Origin of the sequence: Kitasatospora xanthocidica (assembly GCF_014656195.1) — a bacterium.
Lineage (GTDB): Bacteria > Actinomycetota > Actinomycetes > Streptomycetales > Streptomycetaceae > Kitasatospora > Kitasatospora xanthocidica.
Map to the genome: position 1 here is coordinate 167,314 of NZ_BNBY01000016.1, position 16,261 is coordinate 183,574.

Annotated in this window: 12 protein-coding genes; 5 read left to right on the plus strand and 7 right to left on the minus strand. The window is 72.7% G+C overall.

Features of this window, described 5'->3' with window-relative positions; all coding sequences use genetic code 11:
* Window positions 1–85: 85 nt before the first annotated feature.
* Window positions 86–1,243 carry an SGNH/GDSL hydrolase family protein gene (locus IE332_RS25770; protein WP_189920719.1) on the plus strand — a complete coding sequence of 386 codons (1,158 nt, stop codon included), beginning with the start codon at window positions 86–88 and terminating at the stop codon, window positions 1,241–1,243.
* A 47-nt stretch (window positions 1,244–1,290) separates the two neighbouring features.
* Here the strand turns inward: IE332_RS25770 and IE332_RS25775 are convergent, their stop codons facing one another.
* The 6 genes from IE332_RS25775 to IE332_RS25800 all read right to left on the minus strand — a co-directional run bounded on the left by IE332_RS25775 (window position 1,291) and on the right by IE332_RS25800 (window position 9,779).
* Window positions 1,291–1,944, minus strand: coding sequence for a 4'-phosphopantetheinyl transferase family protein (locus IE332_RS25775; RefSeq protein ID WP_189920721.1), 654 nt, complete (start codon window positions 1,942–1,944; stop codon window positions 1,291–1,293).
* 7 nt (window positions 1,945–1,951) lie between these two features.
* Window positions 1,952–2,848: an alpha/beta fold hydrolase gene (locus IE332_RS25780; protein WP_189920723.1), complete on the minus strand. Its 897-nt coding sequence runs from the start codon at window positions 2,846–2,848 to the stop codon at window positions 1,952–1,954.
* 52 nt (window positions 2,849–2,900) lie between these two features.
* A complete protein-coding gene (locus IE332_RS25785; RefSeq protein ID WP_189920726.1) occupies window positions 2,901–3,371 on the minus strand; it encodes a hypothetical protein in 471 nt (156 codons plus the stop codon).
* A 275-nt stretch (window positions 3,372–3,646) separates the two neighbouring features.
* Window positions 3,647–5,125, minus strand: a complete 1,479-nt coding sequence (locus IE332_RS25790; protein ID WP_189920727.1) for an FAD-binding protein — start codon at window positions 5,123–5,125, stop codon at window positions 3,647–3,649.
* Between the two features lie 1,716 nt (window positions 5,126–6,841).
* Window positions 6,842–8,830 (minus strand): flavin-containing monooxygenase, encoded by a 1,989-nt coding sequence (locus IE332_RS25795; RefSeq protein ID WP_189920728.1) that lies wholly within the window; start codon window positions 8,828–8,830, stop codon window positions 6,842–6,844.
* 55 nt (window positions 8,831–8,885) lie between these two features.
* Complete coding sequence (locus IE332_RS25800) at window positions 8,886–9,779, minus strand: class I SAM-dependent methyltransferase (protein ID WP_189920730.1); 894 nt, start codon at window positions 9,777–9,779, stop codon at window positions 8,886–8,888.
* 1,638 nt (window positions 9,780–11,417) lie between these two features.
* On the opposite strand from IE332_RS25800, the gene IE332_RS25805 reads away from it, so the two are divergent.
* Genes IE332_RS25805 through IE332_RS25815 form a run of 3 tightly spaced genes read left to right on the plus strand, consistent with a single transcriptional unit; the run spans window position 11,418 to window position 13,445 of the window.
* The gene (locus IE332_RS25805) at window positions 11,418–11,678 is read left to right on the plus strand and encodes a hypothetical protein (RefSeq protein WP_189920732.1); all 261 of its coding nucleotides are present in this window, start codon (window positions 11,418–11,420) and stop codon (window positions 11,676–11,678) included.
* A 31-nt stretch (window positions 11,679–11,709) separates the two neighbouring features.
* Window positions 11,710–12,693 (plus strand): 3-oxoacyl-ACP synthase III family protein, encoded by a 984-nt coding sequence (locus IE332_RS25810; RefSeq protein WP_189920734.1) that lies wholly within the window; start codon window positions 11,710–11,712, stop codon window positions 12,691–12,693.
* Window positions 12,690–13,445 carry an SDR family NAD(P)-dependent oxidoreductase gene (locus IE332_RS25815; RefSeq protein WP_189920736.1) on the plus strand — a complete coding sequence of 252 codons (756 nt, stop codon included), beginning with the start codon at window positions 12,690–12,692 and terminating at the stop codon, window positions 13,443–13,445. The genes IE332_RS25810 and IE332_RS25815 overlap by 4 nt, the downstream gene beginning before the upstream one ends.
* A gap of 664 nt (window positions 13,446–14,109) precedes the next feature.
* Here IE332_RS25815 and IE332_RS25820 read toward each other — a convergent pair.
* On the minus strand, window positions 14,110–15,369 hold the full coding sequence (locus IE332_RS25820) for an alpha/beta hydrolase family protein (protein WP_189920738.1): 1,260 nt from the start codon (window positions 15,367–15,369) through the stop codon (window positions 14,110–14,112).
* Window positions 15,370–15,475: 106 nt separating this feature from the next.
* Between IE332_RS25820 and IE332_RS25825 the strand changes: the two genes are divergently transcribed.
* Entirely contained in the window at window positions 15,476–16,207 is a 732-nt protein-coding gene (locus IE332_RS25825) for a TetR-like C-terminal domain-containing protein (protein ID WP_189920740.1), read from the plus strand.
* Window positions 16,208–16,261 lie beyond the last annotated feature (54 nt).

The window sequence follows — 16,261 nt, forward strand, 5'->3', positions numbered from 1 at the left end:
GGGCCCGACGGATCCGCGCCTCCGCGTGACGGATCCGCGGCCCCGCGCGACGACCCGTCTCCGCACGACGACCCGAAGAAGCATCATGACCACGATCACCACCCCCGTCACCGAAGACCTCCTCCACGGCCACCTGGACGTCGAGCGCACCGGCCGCGGCCTCCTGCCGCACCGGCTGCCCGCCCAGGCCCGCCGGCAGATCCCCGACGACCAGCTCGCCATGGCCGAGTCCCAGCCCTCCGGCGTCCGCCTCGCCTTCCGCACCCGCGCCACCACGATCACCCTGCACGCCGTGCCCACCAAGCGCGCCTACCCCGGCGTCCCGAACGTGCCCGACGGCGTCTACGACCTCCTCGTCGACGGCACCCTCACCGCCCAGGCCTCCGTCCCCGGCGGCAACCTGCGCACCGTCGACCTGGCCACCGGCCGCTTCGACCTCACCGAAGGACCCGCCGGCAGCGCCACGTTCACCGGCCTGCCCGCCCGGGAGAAGACCGTCGAGATCTGGCTCCCGCACACCGAGCCGACCGAACTGATCACCCTCGAGACGGACGCACCCCTGCACGCCGTCCCGGCCGGCACCCGCAAGCGCTGGGTCCACCACGGCAGTTCGATCAGCCACGGCTCCAACGCCACCCACCCGAGCGGCACTTGGCCCGCCCTGGTCGCCAACCGCGCCGGACTCGACCTGGTCAACCTCGGCTTCGGCGGCGGCGCCCTGCTCGACCCCTTCACCGCGCGCACCATCCGCGACACCCCGGCCGACCTCATCAGCCTCAAGCTCGGCATCAACCTCGTGAACACCGACGCGATGCGGCTACGGGCCCTCACCCCGGCCGTCCACGGCTTCCTCGACACCATCCGCGACGGCCACCCCACCACGCCGCTGCTCGTCGTCTCCCCACTGCTCTGCCCCCTGCACGAAGACACCCCCGGCCCGCTCGCCCCCGACTTCAGCAGCGGCACCCTCCGCTACCGGGCAACCGGCGACCCGGCCGAACGCGCCGCCGGCCGCCTCACCCTCACCGTCATCCGCGAACACCTCGCCCGCATCGTCGCCGAACGCCGCGCCGACGGCGACCTCGCCCTCCACCACCTCGACGGCCTCGCCCTCTACGGCGAGCCCGAGCACCACGTCCACCCGCTCCCCGACGGCCTCCACCCGTCCCCGGAAGCCCACCGCGTCATCGCCGAACGCTTCACCGAACTGGCCCTCGCCGCGGGAGGCCCGCTGGCACCATGACCGACCGGGACGGCGGCGGATACCTGTCGGCAACCGTCGACCCGTGCTCAGCCCGTCGGCGGGAGCGCCAGCGCCGTGATCAGAACGCCCCGCCGGACACCCCACCGACCGGTGCCGAGGACGGGGTGGTGGGGGTGCGCGGCGGTGAACGTACCGTCGGCGTGAACGGCGACGACGATCGCGGCGAGGGCCGTCCAGGTGCGGGTCAACGGATGGACCGCCTTGTAGACGGCCTCCTTGGCACTGAAGAGGACCGTGTCCCAGGGCGTCGTGCCCACGGGGAGCCCGTCGAGCCCGCGCCGCTCCTCCGCGCTGCTGACCAGCTCCAGGACCCCGTGCGGGAGCGGACGGACGGCTTCGGCGTCGATCCCGAGCGAGAGGTGCCGACCGGTACTGGTGACGGCACAGGCCGTGTAGCCGTCCGTGTGGGTGATGCTGCCCGCGGCACCCGACGGCCACTGCGGCGCGCCCCCGGGCCCCGGCAGCAGAGGAGTCGGAGGATGTCCGAGCTCGGCGAGCGCCCGGCGGGCGAGCGTCCGGGCGGTGGTGAACTGCTGTCGGCGGCGCGGGGACCGGTCCCGGATGTAGGCCGCCTCCGAAGGATGGAGGCGACCCACGTCCAGGGCGCCGAACGCCTCGGCGCAGCGGACGTCCGGCGGCAGCAGCGCGGCCAGGACGCCGGCGGGAACGGTGGTGGTCACGGCGGGGTCAGCGGCCGGCCAGGACCAGCTGGTGGACCTGGTGGGCGACCTGCCGGGGAATCTCCAGCGGCACCATGTGCCCGATCCCCGGAACCTCGTGCAGCGTCGCCTGCGGCAGCGCGGCCGCGAGCTCCTGACTGAACGACGGCTTGACGACCTTGTCCTCGGTGCCCGTGATCACGACGGCCGGGGCGGCGATCCGACCGAGCCCGGACCGCTGGTCCATCCCCTGCGACGACGCGAAGCAAGCCGACCTGGTCTGCGGCCGAGTGCTCGCGAAGAGCCGCCGGTTGGCCTCGCGCGCCTCCAGCGAGGCCCGCGGCCCGTGCGTCTGGCCGAGCAGCTTGCGCCCCAACCACGGCGTCCGCAGCGCCCGGCTGAACAGCGGGGACCCCATCATCTTCACCTCGTTCGCCGGGGTGTCCTGCCCGTGCGAAGCCGTCGACACGAGCACCAGCCCGGCCAACCGCTTGCCCGCGCCACCCGGGCGCCCCACGTCGGGATCCGCCGCCCAGGCGAGCGCCGCATACCCGCCCCCCGAATGCCCGACCACCACGACGGGCCGCTCCGCAGTGGTCAGCGTCCCGACCACGGTGTCCAGATCCCGCGCGAGCCGCGCGATGCTGATCGGCTCCCGCCCGACCGTGGACGAGGCGTGCCCACGCTGGTCGTACGTGGCAATCGTGTGTCCGGCGGCCGCCAATTGATGGGCCGTGGCGTGCCAGACGGTCCGCGACGCCGCCCACCCGTGAACGAGGACCACCAGCGGGCGCGTCGGGTCGGGCGTCTCGGGCTGGTGGACCGTGATCGCGAGGCGGGCGTGGTCGTCCGTGGTCGTGGTGTGGTCGGTGGTGGTGACGGCGTGTTCGGCCGGCAGGACGGGGATTTCGGCGATTGTCCGCATGGGGAGGTCCTCGTTTTGTTTGTTGGCTTCTGGTTTCTTTTGTTTTTGTTGTTTATGGCTGGTGGTGGAGGTGGTGGTGGAGGTTGGTGAGGGCGTGTTGGGTGGCGGTGGTGTGTTTGGTGGTGAGGTTGGTGAGTTTGTGGAGGAGTTTGGGCCAGTGGTGGGGTGTGGTGGTGAAGGTGATGGTGAGGAGGGTGTGGGTGTTGTTGTGGGTGGGGGTGAGGGTGTAGGTGGTGGTGCCGTGGAAGTGGCCGGTGTGGGTTTGGGTGAGGGTGTGGTGGGGGGTGATGTGGGTGGTGGTGGAGGTGAAGTGGAGTTTGGGGCCGGGTTTGCCGATGCCTGCGGGGTGGATGGTGGTTGTGGTGGTGCCGTTGGTGGTGTGGGGGCCGGTGGGTCCGGGTTGGTGGGTGTTGTGGGGGTGCCACCAGGTGGTTTTGCCGTTGAGTTCGTTGAGGATGGCGTTCCAGACGGTTGGGGTGGGGTGGGGGAGGATGGTGTGGTCGGTGTGGTGGATGGCGTGCATGGGGGTTTTCCTTTCGGGGGGGGTGGGGGGTGGGTTTGGTGGGGTGGTTTAGGGTGTTGGGGTGGTAGTGGGTGGGTGGTGCGGTTTGTGATGGGAATCTGACTGGTTGTCAGGTTCCTTTTTTGTTTGGTCTCGAAATTTTTTGTGGTGCGGGTTTCTTGTGGTGCGGGTTTTCGTGCTGTGGGTTCGGGTGTTTATGGGGTGCCTGTTGGTGTGTGGCTTTAGGTGTGTGTGCGGGTGTTTTCGGTGGTGTTTGTCGGGTGTGTTGTTGGGTGTTAGGGGAAGATGTTTTGGCCGGGGGTGAGGGTGTGGGTGGGGTCGTGGTGGTTTTTGGTGGTGGTGAGGGTGGTCCAGTGGGGGCCGTAGTGGGTTTGCCAGTCGGTGGGGGTCATGTGGGGGATGGCGCCGACGAGGTAGCGTTTGGCGCCGAGTTGGACGGCGCGGTCGTAGAGGTGGCGGTTGCGGGTGAGGGCGGGGGTGGGGTCGGTGTCGGGGTGGGGGAAGGCGAGGAGGTCGAAGAGGTAGGCGGTGGGTTCGTCGGGTGTGATGGCGAGGGGGTGGGTGAGTTTGCTGGTGTGGAAGGGGTAGCAGAGGAGGAGGCCTTGGCCGATGTCGTCGGGGGTGAGTTGGGGGAGGGCTTCGGTGAGGAAGGTGTGGGTTTGGGTGGCGGGGAGGAAGAGGGAGAGCCAGGGTTTGGGGGCGTTCCAGTAGCCGAGGTTTTTGATGGTGTCGGCGAAGGCGTCGGCGCGGTAGGTGTAGTCGCGGTAGGTGGTGTCGGTGGTTTCGGTGGTGGTGGGGGTGAGGCCGGCGAGGAGGGGTGCGGTGGGGGGTGGTGTGGTGTCGTTGTAGTGGGCGACGGCTTCGATTTTGTAGCGGGGGGGCCGGCCTGCGGGTTGGATGAGGATTTCGCCGACTTGGGAGGGGAAGCGGCCGTCGTTGAGGAGGGTTTGCTGGTCGGTGAGGTAGGTGGTGAGGTCGTCGTAGTAGAGGGTGAGGACGCGGGCGTTGTGGGGGGCGGGGACGAGTTTGACGGTGGCGCGGGTGATGATGCCGACCTGGCCGGCGCCGGCGAGGGCGGTGTGGAAGAGCTCGGTGTTGCGGGTGGGGGTGGCGGTGAGGACGCGTCCGGTGCCGGTGACGATTTCGATGGCTTCGACGGTGTCGGCCTGGAGGCCGTACTTGTGGACGGTGGAGCCGATGCCGCCGACGCTGATGGTGCCGCCGATGGAGAGGTGGAGGTAGTCGGTGAGGCAGGGGGGGGTTAGGCCTTGGGTGAGGGCGGCGTCGGTGAGTTGGGCCCAGGTGACGCCGGCGTCGACGGTGGCGTTGGTGGGGGTGATGGCGTGGATGCGGTTGAGGGAGCGGGCGTTGACGGCGATGCCGCCCTGGACGCCGGCCTGGCCGTAGTTGGAGTGTGATTCGAGTTCGCCGCCGTTGCCGCTCTGGCCGTTCATGGCGACTTTGAGGTTGTTGCGGCGGGCGTAGGTGATGACGGTGGCGATGTCCTGGGCGCAGGCGGGGTTGAGGACGGCGTAGGGGGTGGTGGTGGTCAGGCGTCCGAAGTCCTGGGCGAAGGCGGCGCGGGTGGCGGGGGCGGTGGTGAGGGTGCCCTGGAGGGCGGGGGCGGGGGAGATCCGCCCGGCGGTGGTGGGGTCGCCGGTGGTGGCCCAGGTGCGGGTGGTGGTGTTGAAGCCGATGACGGTGGCGGCGGCGCCGGTGAGCAGGGCGCGCCTGGAGAGGCTGGGGCGGTTCATCGCGGAAGGGTCTCCTCTAAGGGTCGCGTGAGGGCAACGGGCACGGAAAAGGTCGGACGGGAACCGGGGAGCGGACAGCGGGTGCGAGCACCGCGGCCGGCAACCGGCCCGCGGTCCACGGGAGTCGGCGCCGGGTCGTGGCGACGATCGCCGGCAGGGGCGGGTGCCGCAGCCTGGTGGTGGTGCCGGGTGGAGCGTGGTGGTCAAGGATGGTGCGAGCCAAGCGAGTTGACGCCAGGCTGGCCGTGACGTTCGCGCGGCCGGTGGTGGGTGTCGTGGCCGGGTGGTGCGTGGTGGTGGTCAGGGGTGCTGCGGGCCGGGCGAGTTGACGCGGGGCTGGCCTGACGCTCGCGTGGCTGGTGGCTGGTGGCTGGTGGCTGGTGGTCGGTGGTGGGTGCCGTGGTCTGGTGGTGTGTGGTGGTCAAGGGTGGTGCGGTGGCGCCGGTGGAGGATCGGCTCCCGGCCCCGTCCCCCGCCTCGGGTTCCCCGGGCGTTGGTTCCCGGGTGGTGTCTCCTTGGGGCGTACGTGGTGGTCAAGGATGCTGCGGGCGGGGCGGGTTGACGCCCGGCTGTGGTGATGTTCGCGCGGCCGGTGGCGGGTGTCGTGGCCGGGTGGTGCGTGGTGGTCAAGGATGGTGCGGGCCGGGCGAGTTGATGTTGAAGCCGGGCCGGCCGTGACGGCCGAGCGGTAGCCGGCGGCCAGCGGCGGGTGTCGTGGCCGGGTGGTGCGTGGTGGTCAAGGGTGGTGCGGTGGCGCCGGTGGAGGAGCGGCTCCCGGCCCCCGCCTCGGTTCCCCGGCCCCGTCCCCCGGCCCCGTCCCCCGGCCCCGTCCCCGTCCCCCGGCCCCGGCCCCGTCCCCCGGCCCCGGCCCCGTCCCCTGGCCCCGTCCCCCGGCCCCGTCCCCCGGCCCCTGGCCCCGTCCCCCGGCCCCTGGCCCCGGCCCCGTCCCCCGGCCCCGTCCCCCGGTCCCGGCCCCCGGTCCCGGTCCCCGGTCCCCGGTCCCTGTTTTCCGGTCCCGTGTTCCTGGGGGTGTGTGTGGTGGTCAAGGGTGGTGCGGGCTGGGCGGGTTGGGGCCGGGTGGCCGTGACGTTCGCCGGGCGTTCGCCCCGGCAGGTGGGTGGCTGGGTGGCTGGCTGGGTGGCTGGGTGGGCGGGTGGCTGGGTGGTTGGGTGTGGCGTATGGGTTTTGGTGTGTTTGTGCGGGTGGCCCGCGGGTCCCGGGGGTCGGGGGCGGGCGTCCTGTTGGGGGTTCCGGCGGGGTGTGGGGGTGGCCGGTGTGGGGGTGTGTGGAGTTGTGGTGTTCGCCGTGGCGGGGGGTGGGTGGGGTGGTGGTGTGTCGGGGTTTGGGGGAGTCCCCGGGGTCGGGGTCCGGGTCCGTGGTGGTGGTCCTGGGGCCGGTGCTGGTGGGCGGCCGTCGGCCGGCTGTGGTGTGCCGTCGGTCGGGGGTTGGGCTCCGTGGTGGTGGTTTCGGGGCCGGTCCCGGCGGTCCGCCGTCGGCCGGCTGCCGTCCGTTGTCGGCCGGCTGCGGTGTGCCGTGTGCCGTGTGGTGGGTGGGGGTTGGCCTGCCGTCCGGGTGGTCGGGCGGCAGGCCGGGGTGTGGCGGTGGCCGGTGGCGGGCCGGGGTGTGGCGGTGGCGGTGGCCGGTGGCTGGGTGGGTGGCGGGGTGGGGTGGGGTGGGTCCGCCGGCCGGCGGGGGTGGGGCGGGGGTGGGGGGTGGTTAGGGGGTGGTGTGGGTGTGGCCGGTGTGGTCGGTGTGGGTGCTGGTTTGGTAGTTGGTGATGTCGAGGTGGCGGGTTTGGCGGCGGAAGCGCCAGGTGTAGGTGGGCCAGATGGAGGGGTTGTTGCCTTGGGTGTCGGTGTACCAGCTGGTGCAGCCGCCGTTGTTCCAGACGGTGTTTTTGAGGCGAGTCTGGATGGTGTGGTTGTAGGCGCTCTGGGCTTCGGGGCGGACTTCGAGGGTGGTGAGGTGGTGGGTGGTGAGGGTTTTGAGGGCGGAGAGGATGTAGGTGATCTGGGCTTCGATCATGACGGTCTGGGAGGAGTGGCCGAGGGTGGTGTTGGGGCCCAGGATCATGAAGAGGTTGGGGAAGCCGTGGATGGTGGTGCCGCGGTGGGCGGTCATGCCGGTGGTGTGCCAGGTGTGGGCGAGGGTGGTGCCGTCGCGGCCGTGGATGCGGTGGGCGATGGGGCGGTTGGTGGCGGTGAAGCCGGTGGCGAGGATGATGGTGTCGACGTCGCGTCGCGTGCCGTCGGCGGTGGTGATGTGGGTGGGGCCGATGTGGGTGATGGTGTCGGAGACGATGTCGACGTTGGGTTGCTGGATGGCGGGGTACCAGGTGTTGGAGAAGAGGAGGCGTTTGCAGCCGACGGTGTAGTCGGGGGTGAGGCGTGCGCGCAGGGCGGGGTCTTTGACGCTCTTCTTGAGGTGGCCGGCGGCCATGTTCTTCATGCCGGTGGTGCGGGTGGGGCGGGACATGAAGAACGCGACGATTTCGCGGCCGTGTTTGTTGAAGGCGCGGCGGAAGCGCTGGTAGCCGGGGAGGTGGCGCAGCATCCAGGTGTGGCGGGGGGTGTTGGGTTTGTCGGGTTTGGCGGCGACCCAGGGGGGTGTGCGCTGGTAGAGGTGGAGGCCTGCGACGTGGGGCTGGATCTGGGGGACGAACTGGATGGCGGAGGCGCCGGTGCCGATGACGGCGACGGTGCGGCCGGTGAGGTCGTGGTCGTGGCGCCATTGGGAGGAGTGGAAGAGGGTGCCGGTGAAGGTGTCGAGGCCGGGCAGGTCGGGGGTGGCGGGGTCGGAGAGGTAGCCGGTGCCGGTGACGAGGATCTGGGCGGTGTAGCGGCCGTGGCTGGTGGTGAGGTTCCAGTGGTGGTGGGTGTCGTCCCAGCGGGCGTCGAGGAGTTCGTGGCCGTAGCGCAGGTGGGGGTCGACGCCGTGGCGGGTGGCGGTGGTCTTGAGGTAGGCGTGGACTTCGGCCTGGGTGGCGAAGGTGGATTTCCACTCGGGGTTGCGGGCGAAGGAGAAGGAGTAGAGGTGGGCCTGGACGTCGCAGGCGCAGCCGGGGTAGGTGTTGTCGCGCCAGGTGCCGCCGAGGTCGGTGGCGCGTTCGAAGACGAGGAAGTCGCTCTCGCCGGCGCGTAGGAGGCCGATGGCGGTGCCCAGGCCGGAGATGCCGGCGCCGATGACGGCGACTTTGAGGTGGCGTACGGCGAGGTCGCCGGTGGTGGTGTCGCGGGGCGCGGGCGCGGCGGCGGGGGTGCCCGCGGCGGGGGTGCCGGCGGGGGTGCCGGCGGGGGTGTCGGCGCCGGGGGTGGCCGGGGCGCGGGTGGGGGCGGCGGGCGCGGCGCTGCCCGCGGTGCCCGCGGTGCCCGCGGTGCCCGCGGTGCCCGCGGTGCTCGTGCCCGTGGTCGCGGTGGTGGTGCCCGCGGTGGTGGTGGTGCTCGTGCTCGCGGTGGTGGTGCCCGCGGCGGTGGTGCTCGTGCTCGCGGTGGTGGTGCCCGCGGTGGTGGTGGTGCCCGTGCTCGCGGTGGCGTTGCCCGCGGTGGCGTTGCCCGCGGCGGTGGTGCTCGTGCTGGCGGTGCTGGTGTCCGTGGTGCTGGTGGTGCTGGTGTCCGTGGTGCTGGTGGTGGTGGGGGTGGCCCCCGCCGCCGGGGCGGGGGTGGTGCCGGTGGTGTGGGTGCGGTCGGGGGCGGGGGTGGTGGTCATGGCGTCGGTGTCCTCTTCTGCGGTGGCTGAGGTGTCCTTCGTGTCCGGGGCGGGGTCAGGCGCGGCGGGTGAGGGTGACGCGGAAGTTGTTGAAGATGTGGTCTTCGAGGGTGTAGGCGAAGATGTCGAGGTAGCGCTCGAAGCGGGCGACGGTGGTCTCGTCGGTCATGGCGACGGCTTCGTCGCGGCGGGCGGCCAGGAGCTTGAGCCAGGCGCGGCAGGCGCGGGCGAAGGACTCGGGTTCGTTGCGGATCTCGGTGACCTCGAAGAGGCCGTCGAGGCCGGCGGCGAGTTCGGGCAGGCGCGGGATGTGGCAGCCTTCGAACTCCTCGCGCTGGAGGAACTTGAGGTCGTCCAGGAGCTGGCGGCGCAGCGGGGGGTTCTCGACGGTCATGGTGTGCAGGACGAAGCGGGCGCCGGGCTTGAGGAGGGAGTGGATCTGCTTGAAGAAGACGCGGTAGCGCTGGGTGCGCTCCTTGGGGGTGAGGGAGGACAGGACGAAGTGTTCGAGGGCGTTGATGCAGAACGCGGCGTCGTAGGCCTCTTCGCCGTCGGCGAGGCGGTGGTCTTCCCAGCTTTCGACGCGGGCCTGGATGGCGGGGTTGTTCAGGGCGTCGACGAAGTCGGCCTGGGTGCGGGAGAGGGTGACGCCGACGGCGCGCTTGACGCCGTGGACGGTGGTGAGGCGGTTGAGCATGGTGCCCCAGCCGCAGCCGACGTCCAGGACCTTGGCGGTGTGGGCGGCGCGGGCGAGGTCGGTGAAGGCGTCGAGCTTGCGTTCCTGGGCTTCGTCGAGGACGGCGACGAGGTCCTCGCCGTCCTCCCAGTAGCCGCCGGAGTACATCATGGTGGGGCCCAGGATGAGGCGGTAGAGCTCGTTGGGGACCTCGTAGTGGTGGCGGATGGCCTCGACGTCGGGGTTGATGGAGCGGGCTTCGACGGTGGTCATGGGATGGGGCCCCTCGGGTGGTGGTGACGGGAATGGACGGTTACGGATAGCGGCCCGGCCCGGTGCGGTGCGGCCTGGTGCGGCCGGGGCCTGGCGTGGGCCGGTCCGTCCGCGGGAGGCGGGCGGGCCGGTGCGGCGGGCCGGCCGTAGTGGCGCGGCCGCGTGGTGCGTGCGGCACGGGCGTGCCGGCCGGCTTTCGGCCCCCGGCCTGTCGGCCTGTCGGCCTGTCGGCCTGTCGGCCTGTCGGGCTCGGGCGCCGGCCGGGTGGCCGGTCGCCGGTGTCCGGCGGCGGGCCGCCGTGGCGGCCCGCGTGCCGGCTGGCCGGCCCGGGGCGGTGGTGTTCTGTCGCCCGGACCGGTACTGCCGCATTGCTGCCGCATTGGTGCGTCGCCCAACGGGCTTGCGGGCTGAGGCGGTTGGTGTCCGGACGCACGGTCCGGACGTACGGTCCGGGCCGTGTCGCCCGGACCGGTGCTGCCGCGTGGTGCGCTGCCCGACGGTCGTGCGGGCTGAGGCGGTTGGTGTCCGGACGCAGGGTCTGGACGTTACGGTCCGGGCCGTGTCGCCCGGACCGGTGCTGCCGCGTGGTGCGCTGCCCGACGGTCGTGCGGGCTGCGGCGGTTGGTGTCCGGACGCAGGGTCTGGACGTTACGGTCCGGGCCGTGCTGCCGGGCGGTGGTGCGCTGCCCGACGGGCGTGCGGGCTGAGGCGGTTGGTGTCCGGACGCAGGGTCTGGACGTTACGGTCCGGGCCGTGCTGCCGGGCGGTGGTGCGCTGCCCGACGGTCGTGCGGGATAAGGCTGTTGGTGCCCGGTCGTGCTGTCCGGGCGGGTGGTGCCGTGGCGCGCGGGCCGTTCGGACGGTGCCGGCCGTACGGTCCAGGTCGTGCTGTCCGGGCGGTGGTGCCGTGGTGCCCGGACCGGTGGTGCCGTGTGGTGCGCCGTGGGTGGTGCGTCGCCCGACGGGTGTGCGGGCTGCGGTGGTTGGTGCGGGTGGTGCCGGGTGGTGCCGGGTGGTGCTTGGGCCTGGCGGCCGTCGGACAGGGGTGCCGGGTGGCGGGCCGGCGGGCCGGCCTGGGTGGTGCGGTGTGCCGGTGTGCGTGCGGGTGCGGTGTGTTGTGGGTCAGGTAAGCGTGTGTCTCGCAAGCGGTGCGCAAGGGGGTCGGGGGGTGGGGGGTTGCGGGGCGTTTGCGCGGACGCGGGTTTCATGCGGTCTCGACAGGACACGCGGTCTGCGGGCCGGGCCGCTTCCCTTGCGGGGGTGGCGGGTGTCTGTCCGGGCCTGTGCCGCTCCTGCCCGTGCGGGGGGTGGTTTCGGGTTCCGTCGCCGGCTTGGTGCCGGTGTTCTCGGGACTGTCCGTCGCCTGCCGTCCGCTCGTCCGCTTCTCCGCTTCTCCGGTTCTCCGTTGTCCGCTCGTCCGCTCGTCCGCTCGTCCGTTGTTCGTGGTCCTCGTGGGTGCCTGTGCCGGGCATGCCGGTGTGTCGAGGGGGCCGTGGGGCGGGCGCGGTGCGGGGCGGGTGCGGGGCGGTGTGGGTGGGGGGTGGGTGCGGTGGTTCCCCTTCCGTTGTTCGACGCCATATCTGACAGCCGCCCGGTTTCCCCGTCCTGGGGGCGGGCGAGGAGAGGAAACGATCACCCATGTCTCAGATCCCCACCATCGAGGACCTGGCGCAGCAGTTGCAGGCGGTGTCCGGTGCGCGTGAGATCGACGCGGACGCGGCGTTGCAGCACATCGCGGATGTGGACTCGCTGGACCTGATGGAGTGGCTGTACGGGTTCCAGAACCAGTACCCGCACATTCCGGCCGACGAGTCGCTGTTCGCGGACATCGACGACACGACGACGCTGCGGGTGGTGCACGAGCGGATCCTGGCGCTCGTCCCGGCCGAGGCGAACTGAGCCCCGGGGGCGGGGAGAGAGGGGTCGGGTGATGAGTGGTTTCGACGTCGCCGGCTGGGGGATGTGGGTCCCGGAGACGGTGGTGACCAGTGCGGACCTCGCGCAGCGGTTCGGGGTGGACGAGCACTGGATCGTCTCGCGGTGCGGGATCCGTGAGCGTCGCGCGGTGGGTGCGGGGCAGACCACGGCGTCGATGGCGGTGGAGGCGGGGCGCCGTGCTCTGGAGCGGGCGGGGCTGACGGGTGCGGACATCGCGCATCTGATCGTGGCCACGGCGACTCCGGAGCAGCCCTCGCCGGCGACGTCGGCGTTCGTCCATGACGAGCTGGGTATCGCGGGCAGCGCGCACGACGTGAACTCCGAGTGTGCGGGGTTCGTGTACGCGCTGGTGACGGCGGCGGGTCTGATGCGCATGGACCCGCGGCCGATCCTGGTGATCGGTTCGGACACCCACACCCAGACCGCGAACCCCGCCGACCGGGACCTGTCGATCCTGGTGGGTGACGGGGCGGGGGCGGTGGTCCTCACCCCGGGCCCGGTGGAGCGGATCCGGGCGTGGAACCTGGGCGCGGACGGCAGCTGCAAGAACAGCCTGAAGGTCCTGGCGGGGGGCTCAAGGATGCCCACCACCGCGGAGACCGTCGCCCAGGGCCTGCACTACGCGCAGATCAACGGCAACGAGATCTACCTCAACGCCGTGCGGTACACGGTGCGTACGATCCGCGAGACGCTGGAGCAGGCGAAGGTCACGGCGGCCGACGTGGACCACGTGGTGCCGCACCAGGCGAACATCCGCATCATCAACTCGGTGCTCTCCCACACCGGGATCGGCCCGGAGAAGCTGGTGACGAACCTGGAGCGCTACGGCAACACCGCCTCGGGGTCGATCCCGATCGCTTTGGCGGAGGCGCTGGACTCGGGGCGGATCAAGGACGGGGACACGGTGCTGCTGGCCGGGTTCGGCGCCGGCATGACGTGGGGCTCGATCCTTTTGACGTGGGGAGGGGCGCGATGAGCGGCAAGGACGCCTTCGGCACGCGCCCGGATTCCCCGGTGGCGCTGGTCACCGGTGCCTCCGGGGGGCTGGGCGGTGAGCTGGCCGTGGCCCTGGACGCGGCGGGCTGCCGGGTCGCGGTCCACTACAACAGCTCCCGCGAGGGGGCGGAGAAGACCGCGGCGCGGCTGGCGAACCCGCACGTGCTGGTCACCGGCGACGTGTCCGACTACGGCGCGGTCACCGCGATGTACGAGGAGATCCGGGCGGAGCTGGGGCCGGTGGACGTGCTGGTCAACAACGGCGCGATCCGCAAGGACTCGCTGATGGCGATGCAGGACCCGGCGCAGTGGCGGCAGGTGATCGACACCAACCTGGTCGGCTCCTTCCACACGGCGCGCGCGTGCGTGCCGGCGATGCTGCGCTCGCGGTGGGGGCGGATCGTCAACATCGTCTCGCCGTCGGCGCTGATCGCCACCGCCGGGCAGACCGCCTACTCGGCGTCCAAGGCCGGGCTGATCGGACTGACCCGCACCCTGGCGGCGGAGTGCGGACGGCGCGGGGTGACCGTCAACGCCCTGTCGCCCGGCTTCATGATCACCGGTATGACGGACACCCTGCCCGAGCACGTCGTCGCCGGGATGCGCGACAAGGTGCCGGTGCCGCGGTTCGTCACCCCGAGCGAGGTGGCGCGCTCGATCACCCTGTTCCTCGACCAGGACTGCATGACCGGCCAGGTCATCAGCATCGACTCCGGGGCCTCCATCACCTGACCGGCCCCCTCACCGTCCCCCCTGACCACCCCTCACCGTCCCCTGGCCACCCCGGGCCCGGCCCGCCATCCCGGGCCCGGCCCGCCGTCCCGGGCCGGGCCCGGGGCGGCCTCCCGCCACCCTCACCGCCCCGCCCCCCGGTTCCCGCCCGCCTGACGGGACCACCCCGCGCCCCCGTCCCCGGCCCCCTGCCCGGGGACGGGGGCGCACCCCGTTCCAGGGCCGCGCACCGGCCGTCCGCGACGCCCCGGACGGCGGGACCGGGGCCGGGGGGAGTGCGGCTTCCCGCGGGCCCGGGTCTGGGGGTGCGGGCCTGGGGGCGGCTTCCCGCGGGTCCGGTGCTTCGGTGCTTCGGGGTCCGGGTTGCCCGGGAGATCCGGCGCCGTGCTCCCGCGGGATCCGGGTCTGCGGGGTCCGGGTGTCCGGGGGCGCGGTGCAGGGGAGGTCCGGTGCCCGGGTGCCGTGGTGCTCGCGGGCCCGGTGGGGCGGACGGCGGTGCCCGGAACGGGCGCCGGGGCGGCACCGGGGCGGGTGCGGGGCGGTGCGGGGGAGGGGCGGGCGCCGTGCCCTCATCCGGCGTCGTGCCTTCGCGCGGCGTCGTGTCCTCGCGCGCCGGCGGGTGAGGGCAGGGCCTGCGGCGGGGCGGACGGCGGGGCCCGGTGTGTCAGGGCCGGTGTGCCAGGCGCGGCGCCGGTGCGGGTGCGGGTGCGGGTGCGGGCGCGGGTGCGGGGGTCAGGGTGGTGTCCAGCCAGTCGAAGACGCTCTGGTGGAAGCGGGCCATGGCGCCCATGTGGCAGTGTTCGCCCGCGCCTTCGGCCTCGGTCAGGGTGATCAGGGTGTGCGGGCAGGTCAGCGCGGCCTGGACCTGCTGGGGCTGGCCGCGGAAGAACTGGTCGTTCTCGGCGTCCAGGACGAGGGTGGGGCACGTGATGAGGTGGGCGAGGCCTTCGAGGGTGTAGTCGGCGGTGCGGCGCAGGTAGTCCGCGACGGAGGAGGCGCCGAACGTCCACACCCCGTTGCGCAGGGCCCAGCGCAGCTGGGTGCTCTCCCGCATGAGCAGGCGCATGACGGGCTCGACGAGGTCGTCGCGTCCGTCCTCGGTCCACGTGCGCAGGAACGCGGGCAGGAACCGGTCGTGGGCCTGGCCGTAGCTGTAGAGGCCGTCGTCCAGGACCAGGGCGGCCAGGCGGTGTTCGCGGGCGGCGGCGCGGGCGGCCAGGTAGCCGCCGAGGCTGTAGCCGAACAGGACCAGGGCGTCGGCGGCGACCTCGCGGCGGGTCAGCGCCCAGTCGAGGACCGGGGTCACCACCGCCTCCCAGTCCGGACGGAAGACCAGGTGCTGCTCGCGCAGCGCCGCGCCCTGGCCCGGCCCGTCGTAGGCGAGCACGTTGTAGCCGCGGCGCAGCGCGGCCGCGGCGACGGCGAAGTAGGACTCCTCCAGGGTGGAGTCGAAGCCGCTGGTGAAGACGACGGTGGGGCGCGGGGCGCCGGAGTCGTCGGCGAGGAAGAGGTAGCCGGGCAGGGTGGTGTCCTGGTAGGGGATGCGCACGGCCTCCACGGGGGTGTCCATCAGGGCGGTGGCGGCGGCGAAGGTCTCCCGGGAGAGGCGGGACAGCTCCCGGGCCTCGGGGTCGTTCGCGGGGTCGTCACGGCGGTAGAACTCGGCGGTGCGGTAGTAGTTCGACGCGCGCAGCAGGGCCTCGCGGGCGCTGACCCGGTGCCCGGCCGCCAGGGCGCCCTCGGCGACGGCGTGCGCGCGCCGCGCGGTGGCCTTCCACTCCCGCAGCCAGGCCTGCTCGTCGCCCTCGCCGATCCTGGCGGCGCAGGCCACCACCTCGCCCAGGTCGGCGCCGCCGTCGCCGGCGAACCCGGCCGCCCGCAGCGTCTCGAAGGAGAACGACTCGTCCTCGAAGAGGAACCGCATGGTGCACTCCCAACCCGCAGTCGAGACGGAACCGTTCCGTCTCGCCTCTGACGCTAGTCCCCTCCCAGTCGAGACGCAAGCGTTCCGCCAGGTGTAGGTTCGGGCCATGCCCGCCACCCCCGCGCCCCGGCCCGCCCCCACCACCGGCACACCCCCCGAAGCCCCTGCCACTCCTGCGGCCCCCGCCACCTCCGAGGCCTCTGCGGCCCCCGCGGCCCCCGAGGCCCCTGGGGCCCCTGGGGCCCCCGCGGCCGCCGTGCGCCGCACCCCGGGCGGGCCGGTCCTCCAGGACTCCGTCACCGAGGCCATCGCCGCCGCCTTCTTCGAGGAACTCGCCGCCGTCGGCTACGCCCGCCTCTCCCTGGAAACGGTCGCCCGACGCGCCGGCGCCGGCAAAGCCGCCATCTACCGCCGCTGGCCCTCCAAACTCGACATGACCCTCGCCCTGGTCCGCGCCGTGGCCGTGGACGCCACCGAGATCAAGGACACCGGCACCCTGCGCGGCGACGTCCTCGCCTTCCTCACCGCCACCGCCGACGCGCTGCGCCACCGGCTCCCGTCCAGGATCGTCCCGGACCTGATCGCCGAGAGCGGCCGCAACCCCGAGCTGGCGCGGGTGCTGCTGGGCGCCGTGCGCGACACCCGCCGCGGCAAGGCCGCCCAGCTGCTGGAACGGGCCGTCGAGCGCGGCGAGCTGCCCGCCGGCACCGACCGCGAGATCGCCCTCGACCTCCTCGCCGGCCCGCTGTACTGGCGCCTGGCCGTCGTCCACACCGCCACCGCCCCCGACTACCTCGAACGCCTCACCGACAAGCTCCTCGCCGCCTTCGCCGCCTAATGGGACTTGCTGAGTCGTAGAGACTCGGTGCCGTAGCCGCCAGCAGGTGAGCAC

What these genes read in the sequence shown, in the direction of transcription:
- IE332_RS25770 (WP_189920719.1), top strand. Translation starts at nt 86, where the DNA reads ATGACCACGATCACCACCCCCGTCACCGAAGACCTCCTCCACGGCCAC.
- IE332_RS25780 (WP_189920723.1), bottom strand. Translation starts at nt 2,848, where the DNA reads ATGCGGACAATCGCCGAAATCCCCGTCCTGCCGGCCGAACACGCCGTC.
- IE332_RS25785 (WP_189920726.1), bottom strand. Translation starts at nt 3,371, where the DNA reads ATGCACGCCATCCACCACACCGACCACACCATCCTCCCCCACCCCACC.
- IE332_RS25790 (WP_189920727.1), bottom strand. Translation starts at nt 5,125, where the DNA reads ATGAACCGCCCCAGCCTCTCCAGGCGCGCCCTGCTCACCGGCGCCGCC.
- IE332_RS25795 (WP_189920728.1), bottom strand. Translation starts at nt 8,830, where the DNA reads ATGACCACCACCCCCGCCCCCGACCGCACCCACACCACCGGCACCACC.
- IE332_RS25800 (WP_189920730.1), bottom strand. Translation starts at nt 9,779, where the DNA reads ATGACCACCGTCGAAGCCCGCTCCATCAACCCCGACGTCGAGGCCATC.
- IE332_RS25805 (WP_189920732.1), top strand. Translation starts at nt 11,418, where the DNA reads ATGTCTCAGATCCCCACCATCGAGGACCTGGCGCAGCAGTTGCAGGCG.
- IE332_RS25810 (WP_189920734.1), top strand. Translation starts at nt 11,710, where the DNA reads ATGAGTGGTTTCGACGTCGCCGGCTGGGGGATGTGGGTCCCGGAGACG.
- IE332_RS25815 (WP_189920736.1), top strand. Translation starts at nt 12,690, where the DNA reads ATGAGCGGCAAGGACGCCTTCGGCACGCGCCCGGATTCCCCGGTGGCG.
- IE332_RS25820 (WP_189920738.1), bottom strand. Translation starts at nt 15,369, where the DNA reads ATGCGGTTCCTCTTCGAGGACGAGTCGTTCTCCTTCGAGACGCTGCGG.
- IE332_RS25825 (WP_189920740.1), top strand. Translation starts at nt 15,476, where the DNA reads ATGCCCGCCACCCCCGCGCCCCGGCCCGCCCCCACCACCGGCACACCC.